Origin of the sequence: Flavobacterium ponti, from assembly GCF_042652765.1 — a bacterium.
GTDB lineage: Bacteria > Bacteroidota > Bacteroidia > Flavobacteriales > Flavobacteriaceae > Flavobacterium > Flavobacterium ponti.
Window position 1 is genome coordinate 223,147 of the sequence record NZ_JBHSGW010000027.1, and the last position, 22,303, is coordinate 245,449.

Annotated in this window: 18 protein-coding genes; 9 read left to right on the forward strand and 9 right to left on the reverse strand. The window is 30.5% G+C overall.

Annotation, left to right across the window (positions count from 1 at the left end):
- Positions 1–20 precede the first annotated feature (20 nt).
- From ACFO3U_RS12850 to ACFO3U_RS12865, 4 genes are all read right to left on the reverse strand, one after another.
- Positions 21–443, reverse strand: coding sequence for a thioredoxin family protein (locus ACFO3U_RS12850; RefSeq protein WP_379743130.1), 423 nt, complete (start codon positions 441–443; stop codon positions 21–23).
- A gap of 78 nt (positions 444–521) precedes the next feature.
- The gene (locus ACFO3U_RS12855) at positions 522–1,730 is read right to left on the reverse strand and encodes a hypothetical protein (RefSeq protein ID WP_379743133.1); all 1,209 of its coding nucleotides are present in this window, start codon (positions 1,728–1,730) and stop codon (positions 522–524) included.
- Between the two features lie 99 nt (positions 1,731–1,829).
- Entirely contained in the window at positions 1,830–3,149 is a 1,320-nt protein-coding gene (locus ACFO3U_RS12860) for a dihydrolipoamide acetyltransferase family protein (RefSeq protein WP_379743137.1), read from the reverse strand.
- A 106-nt stretch (positions 3,150–3,255) separates the two neighbouring features.
- Positions 3,256–4,389, reverse strand: a complete 1,134-nt coding sequence (locus ACFO3U_RS12865; protein WP_379743140.1) for a glycosyltransferase family 2 protein — start codon at positions 4,387–4,389, stop codon at positions 3,256–3,258.
- A gap of 124 nt (positions 4,390–4,513) precedes the next feature.
- Between ACFO3U_RS12865 and ACFO3U_RS12870 the strand changes: the two genes are divergently transcribed.
- The 8 genes from ACFO3U_RS12870 to secA all read left to right on the forward strand — a co-directional run bounded on the left by ACFO3U_RS12870 (position 4,514) and on the right by secA (position 15,723).
- Positions 4,514–6,364, forward strand: a complete 1,851-nt coding sequence (locus tag ACFO3U_RS12870) for a CocE/NonD family hydrolase (RefSeq protein ID WP_379743143.1) — start codon at positions 4,514–4,516, stop codon at positions 6,362–6,364.
- A gap of 110 nt (positions 6,365–6,474) precedes the next feature.
- Entirely contained in the window at positions 6,475–8,334 is a 1,860-nt protein-coding gene (locus tag ACFO3U_RS12875; protein ID WP_379743146.1) for an ABC-F family ATP-binding cassette domain-containing protein, read from the forward strand.
- 97 nt (positions 8,335–8,431) lie between these two features.
- A complete protein-coding gene (locus ACFO3U_RS12880) occupies positions 8,432–9,211 on the forward strand; it encodes an O-methyltransferase (protein WP_379743149.1) in 780 nt (259 codons plus the stop codon).
- A gap of 192 nt (positions 9,212–9,403) precedes the next feature.
- Entirely contained in the window at positions 9,404–10,093 is a 690-nt protein-coding gene (locus tag ACFO3U_RS12885) for an ABC transporter ATP-binding protein (protein ID WP_379743152.1), read from the forward strand.
- 354 nt (positions 10,094–10,447) lie between these two features.
- A complete protein-coding gene (locus ACFO3U_RS12890; RefSeq protein WP_379743155.1) occupies positions 10,448–11,278 on the forward strand; it encodes an alpha/beta hydrolase in 831 nt (276 codons plus the stop codon).
- A gap of 14 nt (positions 11,279–11,292) precedes the next feature.
- Entirely contained in the window at positions 11,293–11,862 is a 570-nt protein-coding gene (locus ACFO3U_RS12895; RefSeq protein WP_379743158.1) for a cob(I)yrinic acid a,c-diamide adenosyltransferase, read from the forward strand.
- 202 nt (positions 11,863–12,064) lie between these two features.
- Complete coding sequence (locus ACFO3U_RS12900) at positions 12,065–12,286, forward strand: DUF2795 domain-containing protein (protein ID WP_022828503.1); 222 nt, start codon at positions 12,065–12,067, stop codon at positions 12,284–12,286.
- A gap of 86 nt (positions 12,287–12,372) precedes the next feature.
- On the forward strand, positions 12,373–15,723 hold the full coding sequence (secA, locus tag ACFO3U_RS12905; RefSeq protein ID WP_379743161.1) for a preprotein translocase subunit SecA: 3,351 nt from the start codon (positions 12,373–12,375) through the stop codon (positions 15,721–15,723).
- 52 nt (positions 15,724–15,775) lie between these two features.
- Here secA and ACFO3U_RS12910 read toward each other — a convergent pair whose 3' ends face one another.
- The 5 genes from ACFO3U_RS12910 to ACFO3U_RS12930 form a co-directional block, all read right to left on the reverse strand.
- The gene (locus tag ACFO3U_RS12910; protein WP_379743164.1) at positions 15,776–16,714 is read right to left on the reverse strand and encodes an ABC transporter ATP-binding protein; all 939 of its coding nucleotides are present in this window, start codon (positions 16,712–16,714) and stop codon (positions 15,776–15,778) included.
- Positions 16,715–16,915: 201 nt separating this feature from the next.
- Entirely contained in the window at positions 16,916–18,223 is a 1,308-nt protein-coding gene (locus ACFO3U_RS12915; protein ID WP_379743168.1) for an ABC1 kinase family protein, read from the reverse strand.
- Between the two features lie 5 nt (positions 18,224–18,228).
- Positions 18,229–18,897: a TetR family transcriptional regulator C-terminal domain-containing protein gene (locus tag ACFO3U_RS12920; RefSeq protein ID WP_379743171.1), complete on the reverse strand. Its 669-nt coding sequence runs from the start codon at positions 18,895–18,897 to the stop codon at positions 18,229–18,231.
- Between the two features lie 145 nt (positions 18,898–19,042).
- Positions 19,043–19,735 carry a YiaD family glycine zipper/OmpA-like lipoprotein gene (locus tag ACFO3U_RS12925; RefSeq protein ID WP_379743174.1) on the reverse strand — a complete coding sequence of 231 codons (693 nt, stop codon included), beginning with the start codon at positions 19,733–19,735 and terminating at the stop codon, positions 19,043–19,045.
- Positions 19,736–19,758: 23 nt separating this feature from the next.
- Positions 19,759–20,229, reverse strand: a complete 471-nt coding sequence (locus tag ACFO3U_RS12930; protein WP_338375319.1) for a hypothetical protein — start codon at positions 20,227–20,229, stop codon at positions 19,759–19,761.
- Positions 20,230–20,407: 178 nt separating this feature from the next.
- Here ACFO3U_RS12930 and htpG point away from each other — a divergent pair, with 178 nt between their 5' ends.
- Positions 20,408–22,294, forward strand: a complete 1,887-nt coding sequence (gene htpG / locus ACFO3U_RS12935; protein ID WP_379743177.1) for a molecular chaperone HtpG — start codon at positions 20,408–20,410, stop codon at positions 22,292–22,294.
- Positions 22,295–22,303 lie beyond the last annotated feature (9 nt).

The following is a 22,303-nucleotide window of genomic DNA, read 5'->3' on the forward strand; positions in this document are numbered from 1 at the left end:
GAATATAGACATTATTTAATTTATGGCACAATCCGTTTTCCAAAATTAATTAGAATACGAGGTTTTACAAATCCTGTGGTTTTAGTTCGCATATTCCCTTCATAATCAGCAATTATTAAAGTAGGGTAACTTCTGACATTATATTTGTGTAAAATGGCATTTCCTTCATCAGTTTCTCCATCAATTGCAATACAAATGAAGTTTTTATTGAAATACTCTCCAACTGCTTCATCTTTAAAAGTTGTCTTTTTTAACTTTTTACACGGTCCACACCAACTAGCATATACATCCAAAAAAACAGGTTTGTTTTCTGCTTTTGCTTTTGCTAATGCTTCTTTGTAAGTACCTTTAAAGAAATTGATTCCTTTTTTGTATACCTCTTTTTCGGGTAATGTAAACGAAAGTGATAATAGAGTAAAAAATAGAATTAAGATTTTCTTCATGATTTTTTTAATGTAATTTACAAAAAAACCGTTAAGATTTTCATCAAAACGGTTGTTGTTTTTTTTAGACATCAAGAATTAGAACCTTCTAATCTGCCATGCTTGAAATTGATTAGTTTTATTAGAAGTAAAAGAATTACCTGTATTAATATTTATTGCAAAACATAATGAATTTGAAGATTGCGATGAACTTAATAAATCCACATTATCAAATGTTATTAAATTTGTGAATTTTAATTTATATAATTCTTTTAATTCGTCAATAGATGGCAAAAACCAATTATTTTGACCATTTAAACTTGTGTTCATACACATTGTAGCTCCTACACTATTATAATTACAAAAGTTACTAATTATAACTGAGTTTTCAAAACCAGTTCCAATGGTGTTTTGTATTCCATTTAAAAAAGTATTAGCAGTACAACTTGTACTAACCCATCTAAAATATGAAAAACTAGTTGTTTGCAATTTTGATGGTGCAGCTTCTAAATACCTCCAACCATTTGTGGTTTCACCTTTGTCATAAAAAACGTAACCTCCAGAACCTCCAACATAACCACAAGACTTAAAAGACACCTGGTTTCCGTAATAGTATTGTCCATTATATTGCACATAACTTCTTAAATAATAGGTAGTATTTGGGCTAACATAATAAGAAGGAGACAATGTACCACCGTCAATGTTTAAAGTAAAAATCCCTGAACCATTAGTAGCATCTTGATATTTTTGGTTATTTACTGTTGGGTTTTGGCTTGTACTATAGCAAACTCCTCTTTCCACATTCGTAGATAAATTATTACCAACTGTTACTTCAACACTAAAACCAGTAGTAGAGATGTTTTTTACTAAACCAGTATTTAAATCTAAATTTTGAGTAAATGTAACTTCATTACCATACTTAACCTCACCAGTTTCATAATTCTGCACAAATGCTTTTAAATAATAAGTTTCTCCTAAAGTAATACCATAAATTGTACTTTCAAATGTATTACCATTTAGGTTAGAACTATTTGCAGTATAAGAATTTCCACCTATTGTAGGATTAGGATTTTCACTGTAACAAAGTCCTACATTATAAGAGTCATTATTTAAGGTGGTTGACAAATTACCTCCTGTTAAAACAACATTATTATTATGATCATAAGATGGTGTTTTTGTGGTGATTATTAAATTAACAAAAGGATCAACAGGTGTATCTGGTGTTTTTGGACCCGAATCATCAGAACTGCTGCAAGATTGTAAAATTGTAAGTGTAAATAAAATTAAAAATAATTTTACATTTTTCATATTAATAGAATTTAAGTTAATTTAAAAATTTCGCAAATATAATTGTTTTCCTATAAAAAAAGCCTAAAAATAATTTTAGGCTTTTAAATCTTTTTTGAATTATATTTCTCTATTAATATCCCAAGCTTCTAAATACTCGGCTACTCGTTTTACAAAACTTCCTCCTAATGCTCCATCTACTACTCTATGATCATAACTGTGAGATAAGAACATTTTTTGACGAATTCCAATAAAATCACCTTCTGGAGTTTCGATAACTGCAGGAACTTTTCTGATGGCACCAAGTGCTAAAATTCCAACTTGTGGTTGATTAATAATTGGAGTTCCAAATACAGAACCAAAAGTCCCAACATTTGTTACGGTGTAAGTTCCACCTTGTGTATCATCTGGTTTTAATTTTCCAATTCTTGCTCTATTAGCTAAATCGTTAACTGCTTTTGCCATTCCAACTAAATTCAATTGATCAGCATTTTTGATAACAGGTACAATTAAATTTCCGTTTGGTAAAGCAGCAGCCATTCCAAGATTGATGTTTTTCTTTTTAATGATATAATCACCATCAACTGAAATATTCATCATTGGAAAATCTTTTAATGCTTTAGCAACCACTTCCATGAATAAAGGTGTGAACGTTAATTTTTCACCTTCACGTTTTTCGAAAGCATTTTTAACTTTATCTCTCCATTTGAACATATTTGTTACATCAACTTCAATGAAAGATTGCACGTGAGCAGAAGTTTGCACTGAAGCTACCATGTAACCTGAAATCAACTTACGCATTCTGTCCATTTCAACAATTTCATCTCCACCATTTACTGAAACTGGAGCTGCTTTTGGAGTTTCAACTTTAGTTGCTTGTGGTTGTGATTGAGCCACTGGTTGAGTTATTACTTTTTCAACTGGAGCATTCTCTCTATTGGCAACATAATCAAGAATATCGTTTTTAGTAACACGACCGTCTTTACCAGTACCGTTTATTTTGTTTAATTCTTCTACAGAAACTCCTTCAGCAGAAGCAATATTTTTTACTAATGGTGAGAAGAATTTATCTGATTCTGAAAAATCTGGAGTAAAATTTAAATCTGTTTTTATTGTTGATATTTGTTCTTCTATTTTTTGAGCAGCAACTGGTTCATTTGACTGAATTGGTGCCAAAACAGGTTCTGAAACACTTCCTCCTTCTGTTTCAATAATAGCAATTGTTTGTCCCACTTGAACTACATCATCCACATTGAAAAGAATTTCTGTTAAAACACCAGAAACTTCACTTGGTACTTCGCTATCTACTTTATCGGTAGCAATTTCAAGCACAGCTTCATCCATTTCAATAGATTCACCAACATTTTTTAACCAATTTGTAATGGTTGCTTCTGCAACACTTTCTCCCATTTTAGGAAGCTTTAATTCAAATTTTGCCATATTCTTACTATACAGTTAGATTCTTTTGATTCGATTGCAAAATTAATAAAAGTTTTGACTATTTACCTCGAATTCAAAAAATATATTACTCTTTTTTATTGATTCCTTAATTTGTTATTTCTTGAATAACTTCACCTCTATCGTTTGAATTATTACTTCCGATTAAATAATTAGATGAACTTATGTAATTTTTAAAAGTAATATTACTTGCTTTTTTCTTTTCCATGAATGCAATTATATCTTTGAAACTAAATGAATTAGTATCAAATATTATTTCAATACTTTTTACAAAATCATTATTAAATTGCTTAAAATCAGATAAATAAATTATTTTACTATTCAGATTTAAGGTTAATTCATCTTTTGAAAAAACAATATATTCATCAATTACTTTCTTTTCTGTTTTCTGTTGATTTTTCTTTACAATGCTAAACGCAAAAGATCCAACTTTCATCATCACATCAAAAATAGCTGATTTTTTAAAATGTTTTTTATAGAAAAACTGCATCGCTTCGCGAAAACGTTTCATGTACAAACCATCTCGCACTGTGCTTTCCCCTTTATAGTGAATAACTGAAGTTTCATGAAAATAATAGTTTTCTTTTCCTAATTTCAAAACCATATAACTCAAATCAATATCATCTGAATACATAAAACAATTTTCATCAAATCCTCCAACTTGGGTATATAAATCACGTTTTAAAATCATAAATGCACCAACCAAAATATCTACTTTTCCAGACTGATTTTCAGTTAAATGTTGCACATAATATTTTCCGAAAAAGTTTGAAACTTTATACAATCCAAAAATCTTTGTAAAAGCTACCCATGGAGTTGGAACACCTCTTTTTGATTCTGGTAGAAAATTTCCTGTTCCATCAATTAATTTACAACCTACTATTCCTAGTTTGGAGTTTGGAGTTTGGAGTTTGGAGTTTAAAATTTTTATAAAAGTATCTTCAGCTACAACAGTGTCCGGATTTAATATGCATAAATATTCTCCTTTAGCTTCTGCAACTCCAATGTTATTTCCTTTTGGGAAACCTACATTTTCTTTATTTTCAATGAGTTTTATATCTGGAAATTTCTCTTTCATCATCAGACAACTATCATCTGATGAATTATTATCAATCAGAATGATTTCGCCATCAATGTTTTCTAATGCTTTTTGAACACTAAAAACACACTGCTCTAAAAAGTAGCGAACGTTATAATTGAGAATGATTACTGATAATTGCATAGTGCGAATATAATTAATCTTTAAAACTATTTATAGCAACAATTTATTTAATTCAGAAAATCTTAATATCTTCGAAGTTCAAAACATCCTAGATTCCTTATTAACAAATCAATAACTTTTCAAAATGAAATTTTTATTTAAAACATTAGTTTTTTTATTGTCATTAAATTTGTTTTCACAAGAAGACATCAAAGCCAACTACGACAAAAAAGAAGTTTATATTCCTATGCGAGATGGTATTAAACTTTACACAGCAATTTATACACCAAAAGACATTTCTAAGGATAAAAAATACCCTATATTAATGCAAAGAACTTGCTACAGTATTGCACCTTATGGAGAAGAAAACTTTAAAAAATCTTTAGGACCAAATTCTTTTTTAGAGGAAGAGAAATACATTTTCGTGTATCAAGATGTACGTGGAAGATATATGAGTGAAGGCACTTTTACCAATATGACTCCACAAGTAGAACACAAAACAAAGAAAGACGTTGATGAAAGTACTGACACTTATGATACTGTAGATTGGTTAATAAAAAATATCAAAAACAATAACGGAAAAGTTGGTCAATATGGAACATCATATCCAGGTTTTTACACAGCAGTTGGAACCGTTGCCAATCATCCTGCTTTAGTTGCATCTTCTCCACAAGCTCCAATTTCTGACTTCTTTTTTGATGATTTTCACCATAATGGTGCTTTTGTAATGGGCTATTTTAGAACTTTTCCAGTATTTGGAGTTCAAAAAACCAAAGCTGAAAATAAAGCTTGGTATACCGATCAAATGATTCGACCAACTTCTAAAGATGGTTCCATTTTCTATAATGAACTTGGAACTGTTAAGGAAGCTACTGAAAAATATTATAAGGATAATTTTTTTATGCAAGAAATTGTGAATCATCCTAATTATGATTCTTTTTGGCAATCCAGAAATTTATTACCTCATTTAAAAAACATCAAACATGCCGTAATGACTGTTGGTGGTTGGTTTGATGCGGAAGACTTAGCTGGACCATTAAACATCTACAAAACCATCGAAAAAACGAGTCCAAAAGCAAAAAACACGATTGTAATGGGACCATTTTCCCATGGTGGTTGGTCAAGAGAATCTGGAAAACACTTTCATAATGACATCTATTTTGGAGATAGTATTGCGACTTTTTATCAGAAAAATATAGAATATAAATTCTTCAATCACTATTTGAAAGGAAATTCAAAAAATGCCGTTGACCTACCAGAAGCTTATATGTTTGATACTGGAAAAAAAGAATGGAAAGAATTTACAACTTGGCCTCCAAAGGAAAGTTCAAAATTTAATTTTTATTTGAGTTCAAATGGAAAATTAGAAAATGAAAAAGCTCAAAACAATTCTTTTTCAGAATATTACAGCGATCCAAATAATCCTGTTCCAAGTAGTATTAATTATGCCGAATACAATGGATTTACACCAAGAAACTACATGAGTGAAGACCAACGTTTTGCTTTAAACAGACCTGATGTAGTTACCTTTACAACTGATTATTTGACAGAAGACATTACTTTAGCTGGAGAAATTATGGCTAAACTAAAAATAGCTTCTTCATCTTCCGATGCAGATTTCATAGTAAAGTTAATAGATATTTATCCTGCTGATGAACCTCAAAATGCAGATAAACCGGATGTTCTTTATGCTAATTATCATCAAATGGTTCGAAGTGAAGTAATGCCCACACGATTCAGAACTAGTTTTGAAAAGCCAGAAGCATTAACTCCAAATCAAACTACTGAAGTTAATTTTAGATTACAAGATGTTTTGCATACTTTCAAAAAAGGTCACAAAATACAAATTCAAGTAGAAAGTACTTGGTATCCAATGATTGCTGTAAATCCACAGAAATTTTTAGAAAATCCATATTTAGCTGATAAAGAAGATTATACAAAAGCCTTTATCAAAATCTTTAATGATAGTCATATTGAGGTCGAAATTTTAAAATAAATTTGAAAGCTGTCTGAAAAGGCAGCTTTTTTTATTTACTATTAAAACATTGTTTCATTATAGGCAATAAACTACTTTTGCACTTTTAAAATCTAAATACCAAATTCACTGTGAATTACCTTTCTGTAGAAAATATATCAAAAGCATATGGCGAACGTGTTTTGTTTGAAAACATCTCGTTTGGAATTAACAAAGATCAAAAAATAGCTTTTATTGCCAAAAATGGTTCTGGAAAAACCACCATAATGAATATTTTAAATGGTTTTGACGAACCAGATACAGGTCAAGTTGTGGTTCGAAAAGGAATCAATATGGCTTTTCTTTCTCAGAATAATAATTTGCAAGAAGAGCTTAGTATTGAAGAAAGTATTTTCGCTTCAGATAATGAAATTCTAAAAATTATTGAGCAATATGAAAAAGCTTTAGAAAATCCAGAAGATGAAGAAGTGTATCAAAGAGCTTTTGATGATATGGACCGACACAATGCTTGGGATTTTGAAACGCAATACAAACAAATTCTTTCCAAACTTAAATTAGACGACTTAAAACTTAAAGTCAAAAGTCTTTCTGGTGGACAAAAAAAGCGTTTGGCATTAGCTATAATCTTAATTAGTCGTCCTGATTTATTAATTTTAGATGAGCCTACCAATCACTTGGATTTAGAAATGATTGAATGGTTAGAAAGTTATTTTGCCAAAGAAAACATCACCTTATTTATGGTTACGCACGACCGTTTCTTCTTAGAACGTGTTTGTAATGAAATCATCGAATTAGACAATGGAAAATTATACCAATACAAAGGAAATTATTCGTATTACTTAGAAAAGAAAGACGAACGAATTGCTTCTGAAAATGCCAGTATTGATAAAGCTCAAAACTTATTCGTAAAAGAATTAGCATGGATGCGAAGACAACCAAAAGCTAGAACGACCAAATCAAAATCACGTCAAGATGATTTTTACAAAATCAAAGAAAAAGCGGAAAGTCGTAGAAAAGAAAATGTAGTTGAATTGGAAATCAACATGGAACGAATGGGAAGTAAGATCATTGAATTGGTTAAGCTTAACAAAAGTTTTAAAGACCGAATTATTTTAAATGATTTTTCATATTCGTTTCAAAGAGGTGAAAGAATTGGAATTATCGGAAAAAACGGTACAGGAAAATCAACTTTCTTAAACATCATGACCCAAACCATGCCACCAGATTCTGGAAAGGTAATTGTTGGAGATACTATAAAAATTGGATATTACACTCAAAGTGGTATCAATCCAAAACCAGGTCAAAAAGTTATTGATATCATTAAAGAATATGGTGAATATATTCCTTTGACTAAAGGAAAAATTATTTCGGCTTCGCAATTATTAGAACGTTTTTTATTTGATGCCAAAAAACAATATGATTTTGTAGAAAAATTAAGTGGTGGTGAGTTGAAACGATTATATTTATGTACGGTTTTAATCCAAAATCCAAATTTCTTAATTCTGGATGAACCAACTAATGATTTAGACATTGTTACCTTAAATGTATTAGAAAGTTTCTTATTAGATTTCCCAGGAAATTTATTAGTAGTTTCTCATGATAGATATTTCATGGATAAAATTGTGGATCACTTATTTGTTTTCCGTGGTGAAGGAGAAGTGGAAGATTTCCCAGGAAATTATTCTGATTTTAGAGCTTATGAAGATTCAGCAGATGTGCAACAAAAAGAAGACAACAAAGCGGAAAAGAAAGACTGGAAACAACAAAATATAACAACAGGTTTATCTTTCAATGAGCAAAAAGAATATCAAAAAATCGAACGAGAAATTAAAGATTTAGAATTCGAAAAAGCTAAAATAGAACAACTATTCACTGATGGAAAAGTGGCTGATGATGCTATAGAGATTAAAGCAAAAGAATTGCAAGCAATCATTCAAAAAATTGAAGCTAAAGAAGAAAGATGGTTTGAACTTTCTGCTAAAATGGAATAAGGTTGCACAAGGTCACATTAAGTTTTGCACAATGTTTCTCAAAGTTTTTTTTCTTTAATTTCTTTGCGTTACTTTGTGCCAAATATAGAGAAACTTAGTGCTACAATTAATTAAATCCTATCTAAAATTTCTAAAAAACTCCACAAATCAACATGGAGTTCATTCACCATTTGTATATAGTTTAGTTACAAAATGTTTTTACGATAATAAGAATTATGCCGAATATGAAATTCTAAAAAAATACAGAAAATCGCTTTTAACAAATAAAGATTTCATAGAAGTAACCGATTTTGGAGCAGGTTCAAGAGTTTTTAAATCCAACAAAAGACAAATTTCAAAAATTGTAAAAACAGCTGGAATTTCATCCAAAAGAGCTAAATTACTATTTCGAGTTGTAAATTATTTCCAACCCACAACCATTTTAGAAATAGGAACATCTTTAGGATTAGCCACTTCTGCACTATCTTTAGGCAATAAAACTTCTAAAATAATTTCTTTAGAAGGTTGTTCAAACACAATCACTATTGCAAAATCTCAATTACAAGATATAAACAACATCGAATTCATAAACACAAGATTTGAAGATTACTTTCAAAACTCCAAACTCCAAACTCCAAACTTCCAACTAATCTACTTCGACGGTAACCATTCCAAAAAAGCAACTTTAGATTATTTTGAACTTCTTTTACCAACAACCACAAACGAAACCGTATGGATTTTCGATGATATTCACTGGTCAAAAGACATGGAAGAAGCTTGGGAAATTATTAAAAAACATCCAAAAGTAAGAGTCACAATCGACACGTTTCAATGGGGATTTGTATTCTTTAGAACAGAACAAGAAAAAGAACATTTCGTAGTAAGAGTTTTATTTTAAACACAAAGACGCTAAGTTTTTCGCAAAGTTTGCTAAGATTTTTTCTAATTTCTTTAATTTTTCAAATCTGTGTTCCAAAAAATCAGTTTCTAAGTGTAACAATTTCAACCTTAATTCTACTTATGTTTAGTTATGAGTTCAAATTTTCTGAATTCTAAATTCTAAATTCTAAATTCTAAATTCTAAATTAAAATGTCAAAACCCATCATAGAAATCAAAGGAATCACCAGAAATTTCCCTTTAGGAAGCGAAACTGTTTATGTCTTAAAAGGAATTGATTTAACCATCAACAAAGGTGAATACGTTGCCTTAATGGGACCATCAGGTTCAGGAAAATCCACTTTGATGAACATTTTAGGTTGTTTAGACACACCAACGGCTGGTTCATACATGCTAAACGGAAAATTAGTCAGCGAAATGCACGACGATGAATTAGCAGGCATTAGAAACACCGAAATCGGATTCGTTTTTCAAACCTTTAACTTAATGCCAAGAACAACTGCTTTGGACAACGTAGCTTTACCAATGGTTTATGCAGGTTATTCAAAATCAGAAAGAAATGAACGCGCTACCGAAGTACTTACCCAAGTTGGATTAGCCGACAGAATGGATCACAAACCCAACCAACTTTCTGGTGGACAACGTCAACGTGTAGCTGTTGGTCGTGCTTTGGTCAATAAACCGTCTATCATTCTTGCCGATGAACCAACAGGAAACTTAGATAGTAAAACTTCTGTCGAAATCATGGGACTTTTCGATGAAATTCATGCCAATGGAAATACTGTTATCTTAGTAACACACGAAGAAGATATTGCCGCTCACGCACACAGAATCATTCGTCTTCGCGATGGTGTAATCGAAAGTGATAAAAAGAATAAATAAACATTTTTTGTCATGCTGAACTTGTTTCAGCATCTATATCTTTTGAAATTACTATTAATTTTTGAAATTGTATTTTGAGGTTGAAGCAAATAGCTTGGGCTTAATTTAGTTATGTATTTCCTGCTTTCCGTTACAATCTCTTCGAGGATTTCCACTGCAATCATGGCTATCAGAGAAATCATTTTTACTTTTATAAACTTTAGGCTATCTTTGAGGAAATTTAAACAAACATGATTCTTCTGCTTTCAGTTATTATTATTTTATACATTATCTTAAAGGTTTTGCATAAAAAGTATCCTAATAATATGAATCACAGAAAATCATTTCAGTTAAAGTCAAATAAGAAAAGTAAAAATGAAAAAGAAACTAACTAAAATACTCAAAAGCATTGCTTTATTAGTTATAATTCTCTTTGGATTGCTTTACTTTTTCCAAGAAAAAATCATATTTCATCCACAAAAATTAGATAAAAACTACAACTTCGCATTTGAAAATAAATTTGAAGAATTAAATTTTAAAACTAAAGATGGAGTTTCATTAAATGGCTTATTATTTAAAGCTAAAGAATCAAAAGGTTTAGTTTTTTATCTTCATGGAAATGCTGGTTCATTAAAAAATTGGGGACAAATTTCAGATTTATACACTTATTTAGATCATGACATATTTATACTAGATTACCGTGGATTTGGAAAAAGTGAAGGAAAAATAAAAAGTGAAAAACAACTATTTGAAGACAATCAAATTGTTTATGATAAATTAAAAGAAAGATACTCTGAAAAAAATATTATTGTAATTGGATATTCAATAGGTTCAGGTATGGCTGCCAAATTAGCTTCGGAAAACAGTCCAAAACATTTAATTTTACAAGCTCCTTATTTCAGTTTAACAGATTTAGTGAAAAATAAATACTCATTTATTCCTTCGTTTCTTTTAAAGTATAAAATAGAAACCGAGAAATTTTTAATAGATTGTAAAATGCCAATTACAATATTTCATGGTGATAATGACAATGTAATTTATTATGGTTCTTCAATTAAATTAAAAAATAAATACAAAGACAAAATAGATTTTATTACATTAAATGGAGAAAGTCATAATGGCATTAATGAAAATTATGAATACGCAACCCAATTAATGAAAATTCTAAATTATAAACCAAAAGAAATTCTAAATTCTGATTTCTAAATTCTAAATTTCACATGAAAGTCTACACAAAAACAGGAGATAAAGGAACCACAGCACTCTTTGGAGGCACAAGAGTTCCAAAACACCATATAAGAATCGAAAGTTACGGAACCGTTGACGAATTAAACTCTTACATAGGATTAATTCGCGATCAAGAAATTGATGCTCATTACAAAACCGTTTTAGCTGAAATTCAAGATAGACTATTCACTGTTGGAGCCATTTTAGCAACTCCACCAGAAAAAGAAACGCTAAAAAACGGACAACCTAGACTTCAAAATTTAGGTTTAGTTGAAACTGACATTGAATTTCTAGAAAAAGAAATCGATACCATGGAAGAATCTCTTCCTCAAATGACGCATTTTGTATTGCCTGGTGGACATACAACTGTGTCATATTGTCATATTGCACGTTGTGTTTGTCGTAGAGCTGAGCGATTATCTGTACATTTAAATGATTTAGAACCTACAGACGAACTTGTTTTGACATACTTAAACCGACTTTCTGACTATCTTTTTGTGTTGGCACGAAAGTTGTCCCAAGACTTAAACGCTGAGGAAGTAAAATGGATTCCAAAGAAGTAAGTTTGCAGTATTCAGTTTGCAGTAATCAGTTACTGTTTTAAAGTAATTTAGTATGTTGTTTAACATAGATACTGAACACTAAAAACTGATCACTGAACACTAAAAAAAAGACGTTCTTAAAAATAATTATAAAATAAATCAAAAAAAACTTGACTATTTGAGTTAAAAATTTATTTTTGCACAAATTTAAATCGATAAAAAGATGTATTGGACATTAGAATTAGCATCCTATTTAAGTGATGCACCTTGGCCAGCTACCAAAGACGAGCTTATAGATTATGCCATTAGAGCTGGAGCTCCTTTGGAAGTAGTGGAAAATCTACAGTCTATAGAAGATGAAGGAGAAATCTACGAATCAATGGAAGAAATTTGGCCAGACTATCCTACAGACGAAGATTATCTTTGGAATGAGGATGAGTATTAAAAAAATAAATAATCACAACAAAAAAGTCTCTACTTGAGGCTTTTTTTTTGGTTATATTTACAAACTATTAGATAAAACAAACTATTATGAGTTTTTTAAATTCAATATTGAAAGCTTTTGTGGGTGATAAATCCGAAAAAGACATAAAAGCTATCCAACCACTTATTGCAAAATCACACACTTTTGAAAAAGCACTTGAAGCTTTATCACATGATGAATTAAGAGCTAAAACAGCTGAATTCAAAGATAAAATTAAACAAGCTAGAGCAGAAAAAGATGCTAAAATTGCAACCTTAAAAACAGATGCTGAAAACACTATAGATATTGATGCAAGAGAAGACATTTATGCAGCAATTGATGTGCTTGAGGCTGAGGCTTATGAAATTTCAGAAAAAGTCTTAAATGACATTCTACCAGAAGCTTTTGCTGTAGTTAAAGAAACTGCAAAACGTTTTAAAAATAATTCAAGTATCACTGTTAAGGCTACTCCTAAAGATATTGAATTATCAGCTACAAAAGCATACATCACAATTGATGGTGATAATGCTGTTTGGGCAAACTCTTGGGATGCAGCTGGAAAAGCAATTACTTGGGATATGATTCACTACGACGTTCAGTTGATTGGTGGTGCTGTGTTACATCAAGGTAAAGTTGCCGAAATGCAAACAGGTGAAGGAAAAACTTTAGTAGCAACTCTTCCTCTTTATTTAAATGCATTAACAGGAAATGGTGTTCACTTAGTAACAGTAAATGATTATTTAGCACGAAGAGATAGTACTTGGAAAGCTCCATTATTCGAATTCCACGGAATGACTGTTGATTGTATCGACAATCACCAACCAAATTCAGATGCAAGAAGAAAAGCATACAACGCTGATATCACTTACGGAACAAATAACGAATTTGGTTTCGATTATTTACGTGATAATATGGCTCATGCTCCAGAAGATTTAGTACAACGCAAACATAATTTTGCTATTGTGGATGAAGTTGACTCGGTTTTAATCGATGATGCTCGTACTCCATTAATCATTTCTGGTCCAGTACCACAAGGTGATAGACAAGAATTTAGCGAATTAAAACCAAAAGTTGAAAACTTAGTTAATTTACAAAGACAGTTAGCAACTGGATTTTTAACAGAAGCTAAAAAATTAATCAAGGAAGGAAATACAAAAGAAGGTGGTTTCCAACTTTTAAGAGCTTATAGAGCCTTACCAAAAAGTAAAGCCTTAATCAAATTTTTGTCGGAAGAAGGAATCAAACAATTGCTTCAAAAAACTGAAAATCAATACATGGCAGATAACAATCGTGAAATGCCAAAAGTAGATGAAGCTTTATATTTCGTTATTGAAGAAAAAAACAATCAAGTTGAATTAACAGATAACGGAGTTCAATTTTTATCACAAGATACAGATGCTAGTTTCTTTGTTTTACCTGACATCGGAACTGAAATTGCTAAAATTGAAAAAGCCGATTTAAGCAAAGAAGAAGTTGCAGAAAGAAAAGACGAATTATTCAAAGACTTTTCTATTAAATCAGAACGTATTCATACTTTAACACAATTACTAAAAGCATATTCATTATTTGAAAAAGATACTGAATATGTTGTGATGGATAACAAAGTAATGATCGTTGACGAACAAACAGGTCGTATCATGGATGGACGTCGTTATTCTGACGGTTTACATCAAGCGATTGAAGCCAAAGAAAACGTAAAAATTGAAGCAGCAACGCAAACTTTTGCAACAGTTACTTTACAGAATTACTTCAGAATGTATAGCAAATTAGCTGGTATGACAGGTACTGCTGTTACAGAAGCTGGAGAATTATGGGAAATCTACAAATTAGATGTTGTTGAAATTCCAACTAACAGACCAATCGCTCGTAAAGATAAAGAAGACTTAATTTATAGAACCGTTCGTGAAAAATTCAACGCAGTTATTGAAGATGTTGTTGGTTTATCAAAAGCTGGTCGTCCAGTATTGATTGGAACAACTTCTGTTGAGATATCTGAATTATTGAGTCGAATGTTAAAAATGCGTGGTATTCAACACAATGTATTGAATGCAAAAATGCACAAAAATGAAGCTGAAATTGTTGCTGAAGCTGGAAAACCAGGAGTAGTAACTATTGCAACTAACATGGCTGGTCGTGGAACGGATATTAAGTTATCTGATGAAGTGAAAAAAGCTGGTGGTTTAGCAATTGTTGGTACAGAACGTCATGATTCACGAAGAGTTGACCGTCAGTTAAGAGGTCGTGCTGGTCGTCAAGGAGATGTTGGTAGTTCGCAGTTCTATGTTTCATTAGAAGATAACTTAATGCGTTTATTTGGTTCTGAAAAAGTAGCCAAAGTAATGGACAGAATGGGATTACAAGAAGGTGAAGTTATTCAACATTCGATGATGACTAAGTCTATTGAACGTGCTCAGAAAAAAGTAGAAGAAAATAATTTTGGTGTTCGTAAACGTTTATTAGAATATGATGACGTTATGAATGCACAAAGAGAAGTAGTTTACAAAAGAAGACGTCACGCTTTACACGGAGAACGTTTGAAAGTGGACATTGCAAATATGATGTATGACACTTGTGAATTAATCGTTCAAGAAAACAAAGCTGCTGGAGATTTTAAAAATTATGAATTTGAATTAATTCGTTATTTTTCGGTAACATCACCTATTTCTGAAAGTGAATTCAACAAACTTTCTGAAATGGAAATTACCGGAAAAACATATAAAGCTGTTTTAGCACATTACGAAGAAAAAGTAATTCGCAATGCAGAAGAAGCTTTCCCAGTAATTAAAAATGTTTACGAAAATAACGACGGAAAGTACGAAAGAATTGTAGTACCGTTTACGGATGGAATTAAATCTTTAAACGTTGTTACAAACCTTGAAAAAGCATATAATACACAAGGAAAATCGCTTGTTAGTGATTTTGAAAAAAATATCACTTTAGCAATTGTAGATGAAGCTTGGAAGAAACATTTACGCAAAATGGACGAAATGAAAACTTCGGTTCAGTTAGCCGTCCATGAGCAAAAAGATCCATTGTTGATTTACAAATTTGAAGCCTTCAAGTTATTCAAAAAAATGATTGACGATGTGAACAAAGAAGTGATTTCATTCTTATTTAAAGGAGATTTGCCTTCTCAAAATCCAAACGAAATTCAAGAAGCGAAAGTTATTCGTCAAAAAGAAAATTATACAGAAAGTAAAGAAGCAACAGAAATTAATGATTCTGCGGAAGCTAACAAACAAGCTGGACAAATGGCAAGCCAAAGACCACAAGTTACAGAAACAATTGTTAGAGATACTCCAAAAATTAACCGTAATGACACTGTTACTATCAAACATGTAATGAGTGGAAAAACGGAAACCTTAAAATTCAAAAAAGCTGAAAGCATGATTGCTTCTGGAGAATGGGTTTTGGTTTAGAAATTCAGAAGTCAAGATTTAGAAATCCTCAATTGAAAAATTGGGGATTTTTTTATTTTAAATTTAAATGAATATTTTTTCCAATCTCAATTTCTACATCATTCACAAAAAACAACTTTCCATCTTCATAAGTTGCTTCAATTAAATAATGACTTCCTTTGAAATAGTTTTGAGTAACTATTACTTTCAATTTTGAATCTTCTACAACTTGCAATTGATTTGGATAAATCAAAATTAACTCATCAGAAGCTTTATCAAAATAACTAGCTTTTATTTCGTTAACATCATCAAAAAGAGAAGCTACGTAATAATTGGGTGGATTTGCAATTAATTTTTTTGGTGTACCTTTTACCAACTGTTTTCCATCTTTTAAAACTACTATTTCATCTACAAAAGGTAAATAATCATTTTCATCGTGTGAGGCAATTATAGTAGTGATTTTATGTTCTTTCAAATATTTAAAAAGACTTCTGCGTAAACTATTTTTTCTAAAATTATCAATATGACTAAAAGGTTCGTCTAACAATAAAACTTCAGGCTCTAAAGCCAAAACTCTTGCTAAAGCTACTCTTTGCATTTGTCCACCACTTAAAAATTTGGCTTTCACATTGGCAAATTCAGTCATTTCTACAATTTCAAGTAATTCTAGAATTCGATTTTGTTTCTTTTCTTTATCAATATTGGACAGGTATTTTCCAACATTTTCTGCAACTGTGATGAAAGGCATCAAATCAAAATCTTGTGCCAAATACTTCATAAAATCCATTCCAGGAACTAAATGGTATTTTGGACCTAAAACTTCTTCTTCTTTCCAAAATATTTTTCCTTCATCTAAATCATGTAAACCATAAATTAGTTTTAACAACGTACTTTTTCCACAACCACTTTCACCAATTATAGCAAGAGTTTTGCCTTCTTCTAATTCTAAAGAAAATGTTGGAATTGTTTTTTGTTTTAAATACGAAAATGAAATATCTTGAATGGAAAGCATTATATAATTTTAGAATACAAATTTACAATAACAATTGCAATATCAATGTTAAAAGTCAATTTCAATAAATTAAACTACAAAGTTTAAAACCTCAAAGATTATTTCAATTTCTCTAATTTCTTGAATCTGTGTTCCTAAAAAAATAAAAAGAGCACAACTCTATTTAAAAGTAATGCTCTTTTCAACCAATCTAACTAAAAATTAAATGTATTTTTCAAATTGCTTTGTTTGTACTCTTGCTTTTAAATCGTGAAGTAAATTATACAATCCGAAAAATGTTCTATTGATGTATAAAAAATGTTTTGAACCTCTATTTCCATTCATTTTTCTTAATTGTGTGTCTTTTGAGAATTCCTCTCCCATTGCAGCGATTTGACCAAAAAATTCTGTATCAGAAAAATCAAAGAAATCACTATGAAAAGGTTTGGTAAACAAACTCAATAAACGATGAAATAAAGCTGTGAAATATTCAATTTCTTTTGGAGAATCATCTTCACGAAGAATTTCTAATTCATATAACTTCTCATTGAAAAGTTTTGGATTATCAATAATTTCTGGTCGAGCCAACTCAAAATAAGGCACATAAAAATCTTCGGGAACTTGTTTTATGCAACCAAAATCAATCGCAATTAAGTTTCCTTCTTTATCCACCAAAAAGTTTCCTGGATGAGGATCAGCATGAACTTGTTTCATTTTGTGCATTTGGTACATATAAAAATCCCACAAAGCTTGTCCCAATTTATCTCCTAAATCTCTATCTTCATTGTGAGCCGTAAATTCAGATAAATGTTCACCATGCATCCAATCCATTGTCAAAATTTTCTCTGAAGAAAGGTTTTCATAATACCTTGGAAAACGCAAATTATCTATTTGAGCACAAGCCTTAGAAATCTCATTTCCTTGTTTCAATTCCAAATTATAGTCGGTTTCTTCCATTAATTTATGTTCCACTTCCTTGAAATATTTTTCCGAATCTTTTCCTTGCAAATTAAACATCTTAATCGCAAAAGGTTTTACAATAGCCAAATCAGAACCAATACTTTCAGCAACTCCAGGATATTGAATTTTTACAGCTAATTCCTTTCCATCTTTAGAAGCTTTGTGAACTTGTCCAATACTAGCTGCATTTACCGAATTTTCAGAAAAAGTATCAAAAATTTCTTCTGGTGCTTTTCCTAAATATTTTTTAAATGTCTTTCTAACCAAAGGAGCAGACAAAGGTGGCACAGAAAATTGAGCTAATGAAAATTTTTCAACATAAGCTCTCGGCATAATATTTTTTTCCATGCTCAACATTTGAGCTACTTTTAAAGCACTTCCTTTTAGGCTTTTTAAACCATCATAAATGTCTTCTGCATTGTTTTCATTCAACTTATCTTTTGTCAAAGATGGATTCACCACTTTTTCACTGTAATAAGCCAAATAATTTCCTCCAACCTTAAAACCTGTTTTTACCAGTTGTCCAGCACGTTCTATTTTGTTAGTCGGAATTTTATCTAATGTTTTCATATTTTCTAATTAAATCGCTCTTTCCAAATGAATTTTCCTAAATCAATCACGCTTTCCAAAGGAGTTGTGTCCAAAACATCTAAAATAGCTTTGACTGATTTTTCAATCATAATGTCTGTTTTTTCAAATCCTTTTGAAGTATCATCCAACCAAAATTTCAACAAAAACAAAAATTGAATCCAAGCTCCTTCAGCATAAATTGGTTTTGTTATTTTTTGAATAGTTTCATTTTTAGGTTCTTCATTTTCATCAATAATTTGATTTATGAATGTTTTGAAATGAGTTCTTAACCCTTTTAATTGTTTTAAAGCTTTCAAACCTTCTTTATTATCTTTCAAAGTAAAATAGACATAACTTCTATTCAATGTTAATACTTCAAACATGGTAAAGTATAAAGACAATAATTTATTGCGATTTGAGTAAGAAGTAAAATTTTCATCTTTTGTTAAATTTGAAGCTGTATTTTCATAAAACTTAATCCAAATATCTTCTTTCAAAGCATCTATAGAACCATAAAAACTATAGAAGTCTACTTCTTCAATTTCGTTTTCTTTACAAAATAAGAAAATATTTTTAGGTTCAGTATTATGAGACAATACATAATCCATATACAAACTAACAATTGCTTTGTCGTCTATTTTTTTCTTTTTAGAAGTTTGTTTTTTAACTGGCATAATCTTGATTTTAAATATAGTATAAATTTACAAAACCGTTTTCCTTTGATAAAAAAACAAGAACCAAAGTTTTGTTAAAGTTCTTTCAAAAAAAAAGACCACTTAATTTAAGTAGTCTTTGTTATTATTTGTATATTTTAAATGATTATTCTCCTGCTTCTTTTTGAGCATCTTCAATCATTTTTTCATTAGCAGTAATCGCAAACTCTACACGTCTGTTTTTACTTCTTCCTTCTACAGTTTCGTTATCTGCAATTGGGTCTGCAATTCCTAAACCTTTTGTAGTAAAACGAGCAACACTTAAACCTTTTCCAGCTAAATAACTTTTAACTGAAGCAGCTCTTTGTTCTGATAATTTTTGATTGTATTCAACAGCTCCTGTGCTATCTGTATATCCAAAAATAGTAATATCAGTATCTGCATAACTTTGAAAAACCGGAATTAATTTGTCTAAATTTGCTTGAGCTTGAGCTGTTAAAGTTGATTTATTGGTATCAAAACGAACTGCATTTTCACCTAAAACCAATTTAATACCTTCTCCTACTCTTTCCACTTCTGCACCAGGTAAAGCTTCTTTAATTTCACGAGCTTGTTTGTCCATTTTGTTACCAATAATTCCACCAGTAACTCCACCCACTACTCCACCAAGAACTGCTCCTAATTCAGAACTTCCTCCTTTAACATTGTTTCCTATAACTGCTCCTAATACTGCTCCAGCAGCTGTTCCAATAGCAGCACCACGTTGTGTTTTATTTGTGTTTTTTACAGCTTCACAACTTGTAAAAAGTGTTGCTGCTAAAAAAACTACCGACAAACTATACATTATTACTCTTTTCATCTTTTTTTATTTTTTGGTTAGTATTATTGTTTTTGAAATTGGTAAGTTACTTCTTTCATGGAACCTCCAACATTTATTTTATCAATCAATTCAAAGCTAGTTTCTGTTACGTTAGCCACTCTCAAAATATAACCTTGATTTACTTTCTTCGCTTTGTAATCATTTATAATTTTCATTACAAAATTTCCTTCTTGATTTATGTACCAAGTAATTGGTGAACTAAATGCAATGCAATTTGCATCATTCAAAGTCATAGTTCCTTTGTTATTGTTAGAAACAAATTTCCAAGAACTTCCTACAAAACATTGTGAATCTGCTAAATCAAATGAAGTCACTTTGATATAATCTGAACCTGGAAAACTTACATTTGTAACCATCCAATCTCCTTTTATTACTCTTTCTGTCTTGTTGTCAACATTAGTGTTTGTAACTGATTGCGATTTACATCCAAATAATAAAACGGACAACACCATTATTAGAATACTTTTTTTCATAATTAAAATTTTAGTTAAATTAAGTTATACAAAATTAGGTCAGAAACTTTCTACTTTCTTATAAAATTACAAAATAATTTAACAAAATTCCAACATCAGTCAATTTGTCAGACGAAATGCAATTGGTACTCTATTTGTCTATTAAAAATTCAAATTGTTTAACTAAAAAAATATACATATGACAACAGGAAAAATTAATGTTTCAGTTGAAAACATCTTTCCCTTAATCAAAAAGTTTTTATATAGTGATCACGAAATATTTTTACGTGAACTAGTTTCTAATGCTACTGATGCTACTTTAAAATTAAAGCACTTAGCTAGTATTGGTGAATCAAAATCAGAATATGGAAATCCAATTATTGAAGTAAAAATTGATAAAGAAGGAAAGAAATTACACATTATTGACCAAGGATTAGGTATGTCTGCTGAAGAAGTAGAAAAATACATTAACCAAATTGCTTTTTCTGGAGCTGAAGAGTTTTTAGAAAAGTATAAAGATTCTGCCAAAGATTCTGGTGTAATTGGACATTTTGGATTAGGATTCTATTCTGCTTTTATGGTGGCTTCAAAAGTTGAAATCATCACAAAATCGCACACTGGTGCACCAGCTGCTCATTGGACTTGTGATGGAAGCCCTGAGTTTACTTTAGTTCCAAGCGATAAAACTACAAGAGGAACAGAAATCATTCTTCATATTGCCGAAGATTCTTTAGAGTTTTTAGAAGAGTCAAAAATCAAAGGTTTACTTACAAAGTATAACAAGTTTATGCCTATTCCAATTAAATTTGGAACAAAACAAGAAGCTCTACCGAAACCTGAAGATGCTCCTGAAGATTACAAAACAGAATATAAAGAAGTTGATAACATCATCAATAATCCAAATCCAGCTTGGACAAAACAACCTTCAGAACTAACTGATGAAGACTATAAATCATTTTATAGAGAATTGTATCCAATGCAATTTGATGAACCTTTATTCAACATTCATTTAAATGTAGACTATCCGTTTAATTTGACTGGAATTTTATATTTCCCAAAATTATCGGCTGATTTACAAATGCAAAAGGACAAAATTCAATTGTACCAAAACCAAGTGTTTGTAACAGATAATGTAGAAGGAATTGTGCCCGAATTCTTAACGATGTTAAAAGGTGTAATTGATTCTCCAGATATTCCTTTGAATGTGTCTCGTTCTTATCTTCAAGCTGATGGAAATGTAAAGAAAATTTCAAATTACATTACCAGAAAAGTTGCCGATAAATTGAAATCTTTATTCACTGAAAACCGTGAAGATTTCGAGAAAAAATGGAACGATATCAAAATTGTTTTGGAATACGGAATGCTTTCTGAACCAAAATTCTATGAAAAAGCTGGTTCATTTGTTCTATATCCAACAGTAGATGAAACTTACTTTACTTTAGAAGAATTAAAAGAAAAAGTAAAAGATACTCAAACGGATAAAAACGGAAAAACAGTTATTCTCTACGCTTCAAACAAAGAAGCACAACACAGTTATATTGCTGCTGCAAAAGACAAAGGATACGAAGTTTTATTGTTAGATAGTCCAATTGTTTCACATTTGATTCAGAAATTAGAAGGTGACAATGAAAACTTAACGTTTGCTCGCGTTGATGGTGATGCTATTGATAAATTGATTGAAAAAGAGGAAACTCAAATTTCAAAATTATCAGATGAAGAAAAAGAAACTTTAAAAGCTTCTATCGAAACTATTGTTCCAAAAGAGAAATATAGTGTTCAGTTAGAAGCAATGGATAGCAACGCTGCACCATTTATGATTACGCAACCAGAATTTATGAGAAGAATGAAAGAAATGAGTCAATCTGGTGGTGGAGGAATGTTTGGAATGGGTAATTTCCCAGAAATGTACAATTTGATAGTAAACTCAAATTCTGAATTCGCGACTTCATTGTTAAATACAAAAGACGAAACGGTTAAAGCCAACTTAGTGAAACAAGCTTTAGATTTAGCTAAACTTTCTCAAGGATTATTAAAAGGAGAAGAATTAACGGCTTTTGTGAAACGTAGTTTTGAAACTATAAAGTAATCTAATTTG

Excerpts from the sequence above, each read along its gene's own strand:
- ACFO3U_RS12915 (WP_379743168.1), bottom strand. The coding sequence starts at position 18,223 with ATGAAAACATTAGATAAAATTCCGACTAACAAAATAGAACGTGCTGGA.
- ACFO3U_RS12860 (WP_379743137.1), bottom strand. The coding sequence starts at position 3,149 with ATGGCAAAATTTGAATTAAAGCTTCCTAAAATGGGAGAAAGTGTTGCA.
- ACFO3U_RS12850 (WP_379743130.1), bottom strand. The coding sequence starts at position 443 with ATGAAGAAAATCTTAATTCTATTTTTTACTCTATTATCACTTTCGTTT.
- ACFO3U_RS12865 (WP_379743140.1), bottom strand. The coding sequence starts at position 4,389 with ATGCAATTATCAGTAATCATTCTCAATTATAACGTTCGCTACTTTTTA.
- ACFO3U_RS12890 (WP_379743155.1), top strand. The coding sequence starts at position 10,448 with ATGAAAAAGAAACTAACTAAAATACTCAAAAGCATTGCTTTATTAGTT.
- ACFO3U_RS12910 (WP_379743164.1), bottom strand. The coding sequence starts at position 16,714 with ATGCTTTCCATTCAAGATATTTCATTTTCGTATTTAAAACAAAAAACA.
- ACFO3U_RS12900 (WP_022828503.1), top strand. The coding sequence starts at position 12,065 with ATGTATTGGACATTAGAATTAGCATCCTATTTAAGTGATGCACCTTGG.
- ACFO3U_RS12895 (WP_379743158.1), top strand. The coding sequence starts at position 11,293 with ATGAAAGTCTACACAAAAACAGGAGATAAAGGAACCACAGCACTCTTT.
- ACFO3U_RS12870 (WP_379743143.1), top strand. The coding sequence starts at position 4,514 with ATGAAATTTTTATTTAAAACATTAGTTTTTTTATTGTCATTAAATTTG.
- ACFO3U_RS12855 (WP_379743133.1), bottom strand. The coding sequence starts at position 1,730 with ATGAAAAATGTAAAATTATTTTTAATTTTATTTACACTTACAATTTTA.
- htpG (WP_379743177.1), top strand. The coding sequence starts at position 20,408 with ATGACAACAGGAAAAATTAATGTTTCAGTTGAAAACATCTTTCCCTTA.
- ACFO3U_RS12930 (WP_338375319.1), bottom strand. The coding sequence starts at position 20,229 with ATGAAAAAAAGTATTCTAATAATGGTGTTGTCCGTTTTATTATTTGGA.
- ACFO3U_RS12920 (WP_379743171.1), bottom strand. The coding sequence starts at position 18,897 with ATGCCAGTTAAAAAACAAACTTCTAAAAAGAAAAAAATAGACGACAAA.
- ACFO3U_RS12885 (WP_379743152.1), top strand. The coding sequence starts at position 9,404 with ATGTCAAAACCCATCATAGAAATCAAAGGAATCACCAGAAATTTCCCT.
- secA (WP_379743161.1), top strand. The coding sequence starts at position 12,373 with ATGAGTTTTTTAAATTCAATATTGAAAGCTTTTGTGGGTGATAAATCC.
- ACFO3U_RS12925 (WP_379743174.1), bottom strand. The coding sequence starts at position 19,735 with ATGAAAAGAGTAATAATGTATAGTTTGTCGGTAGTTTTTTTAGCAGCA.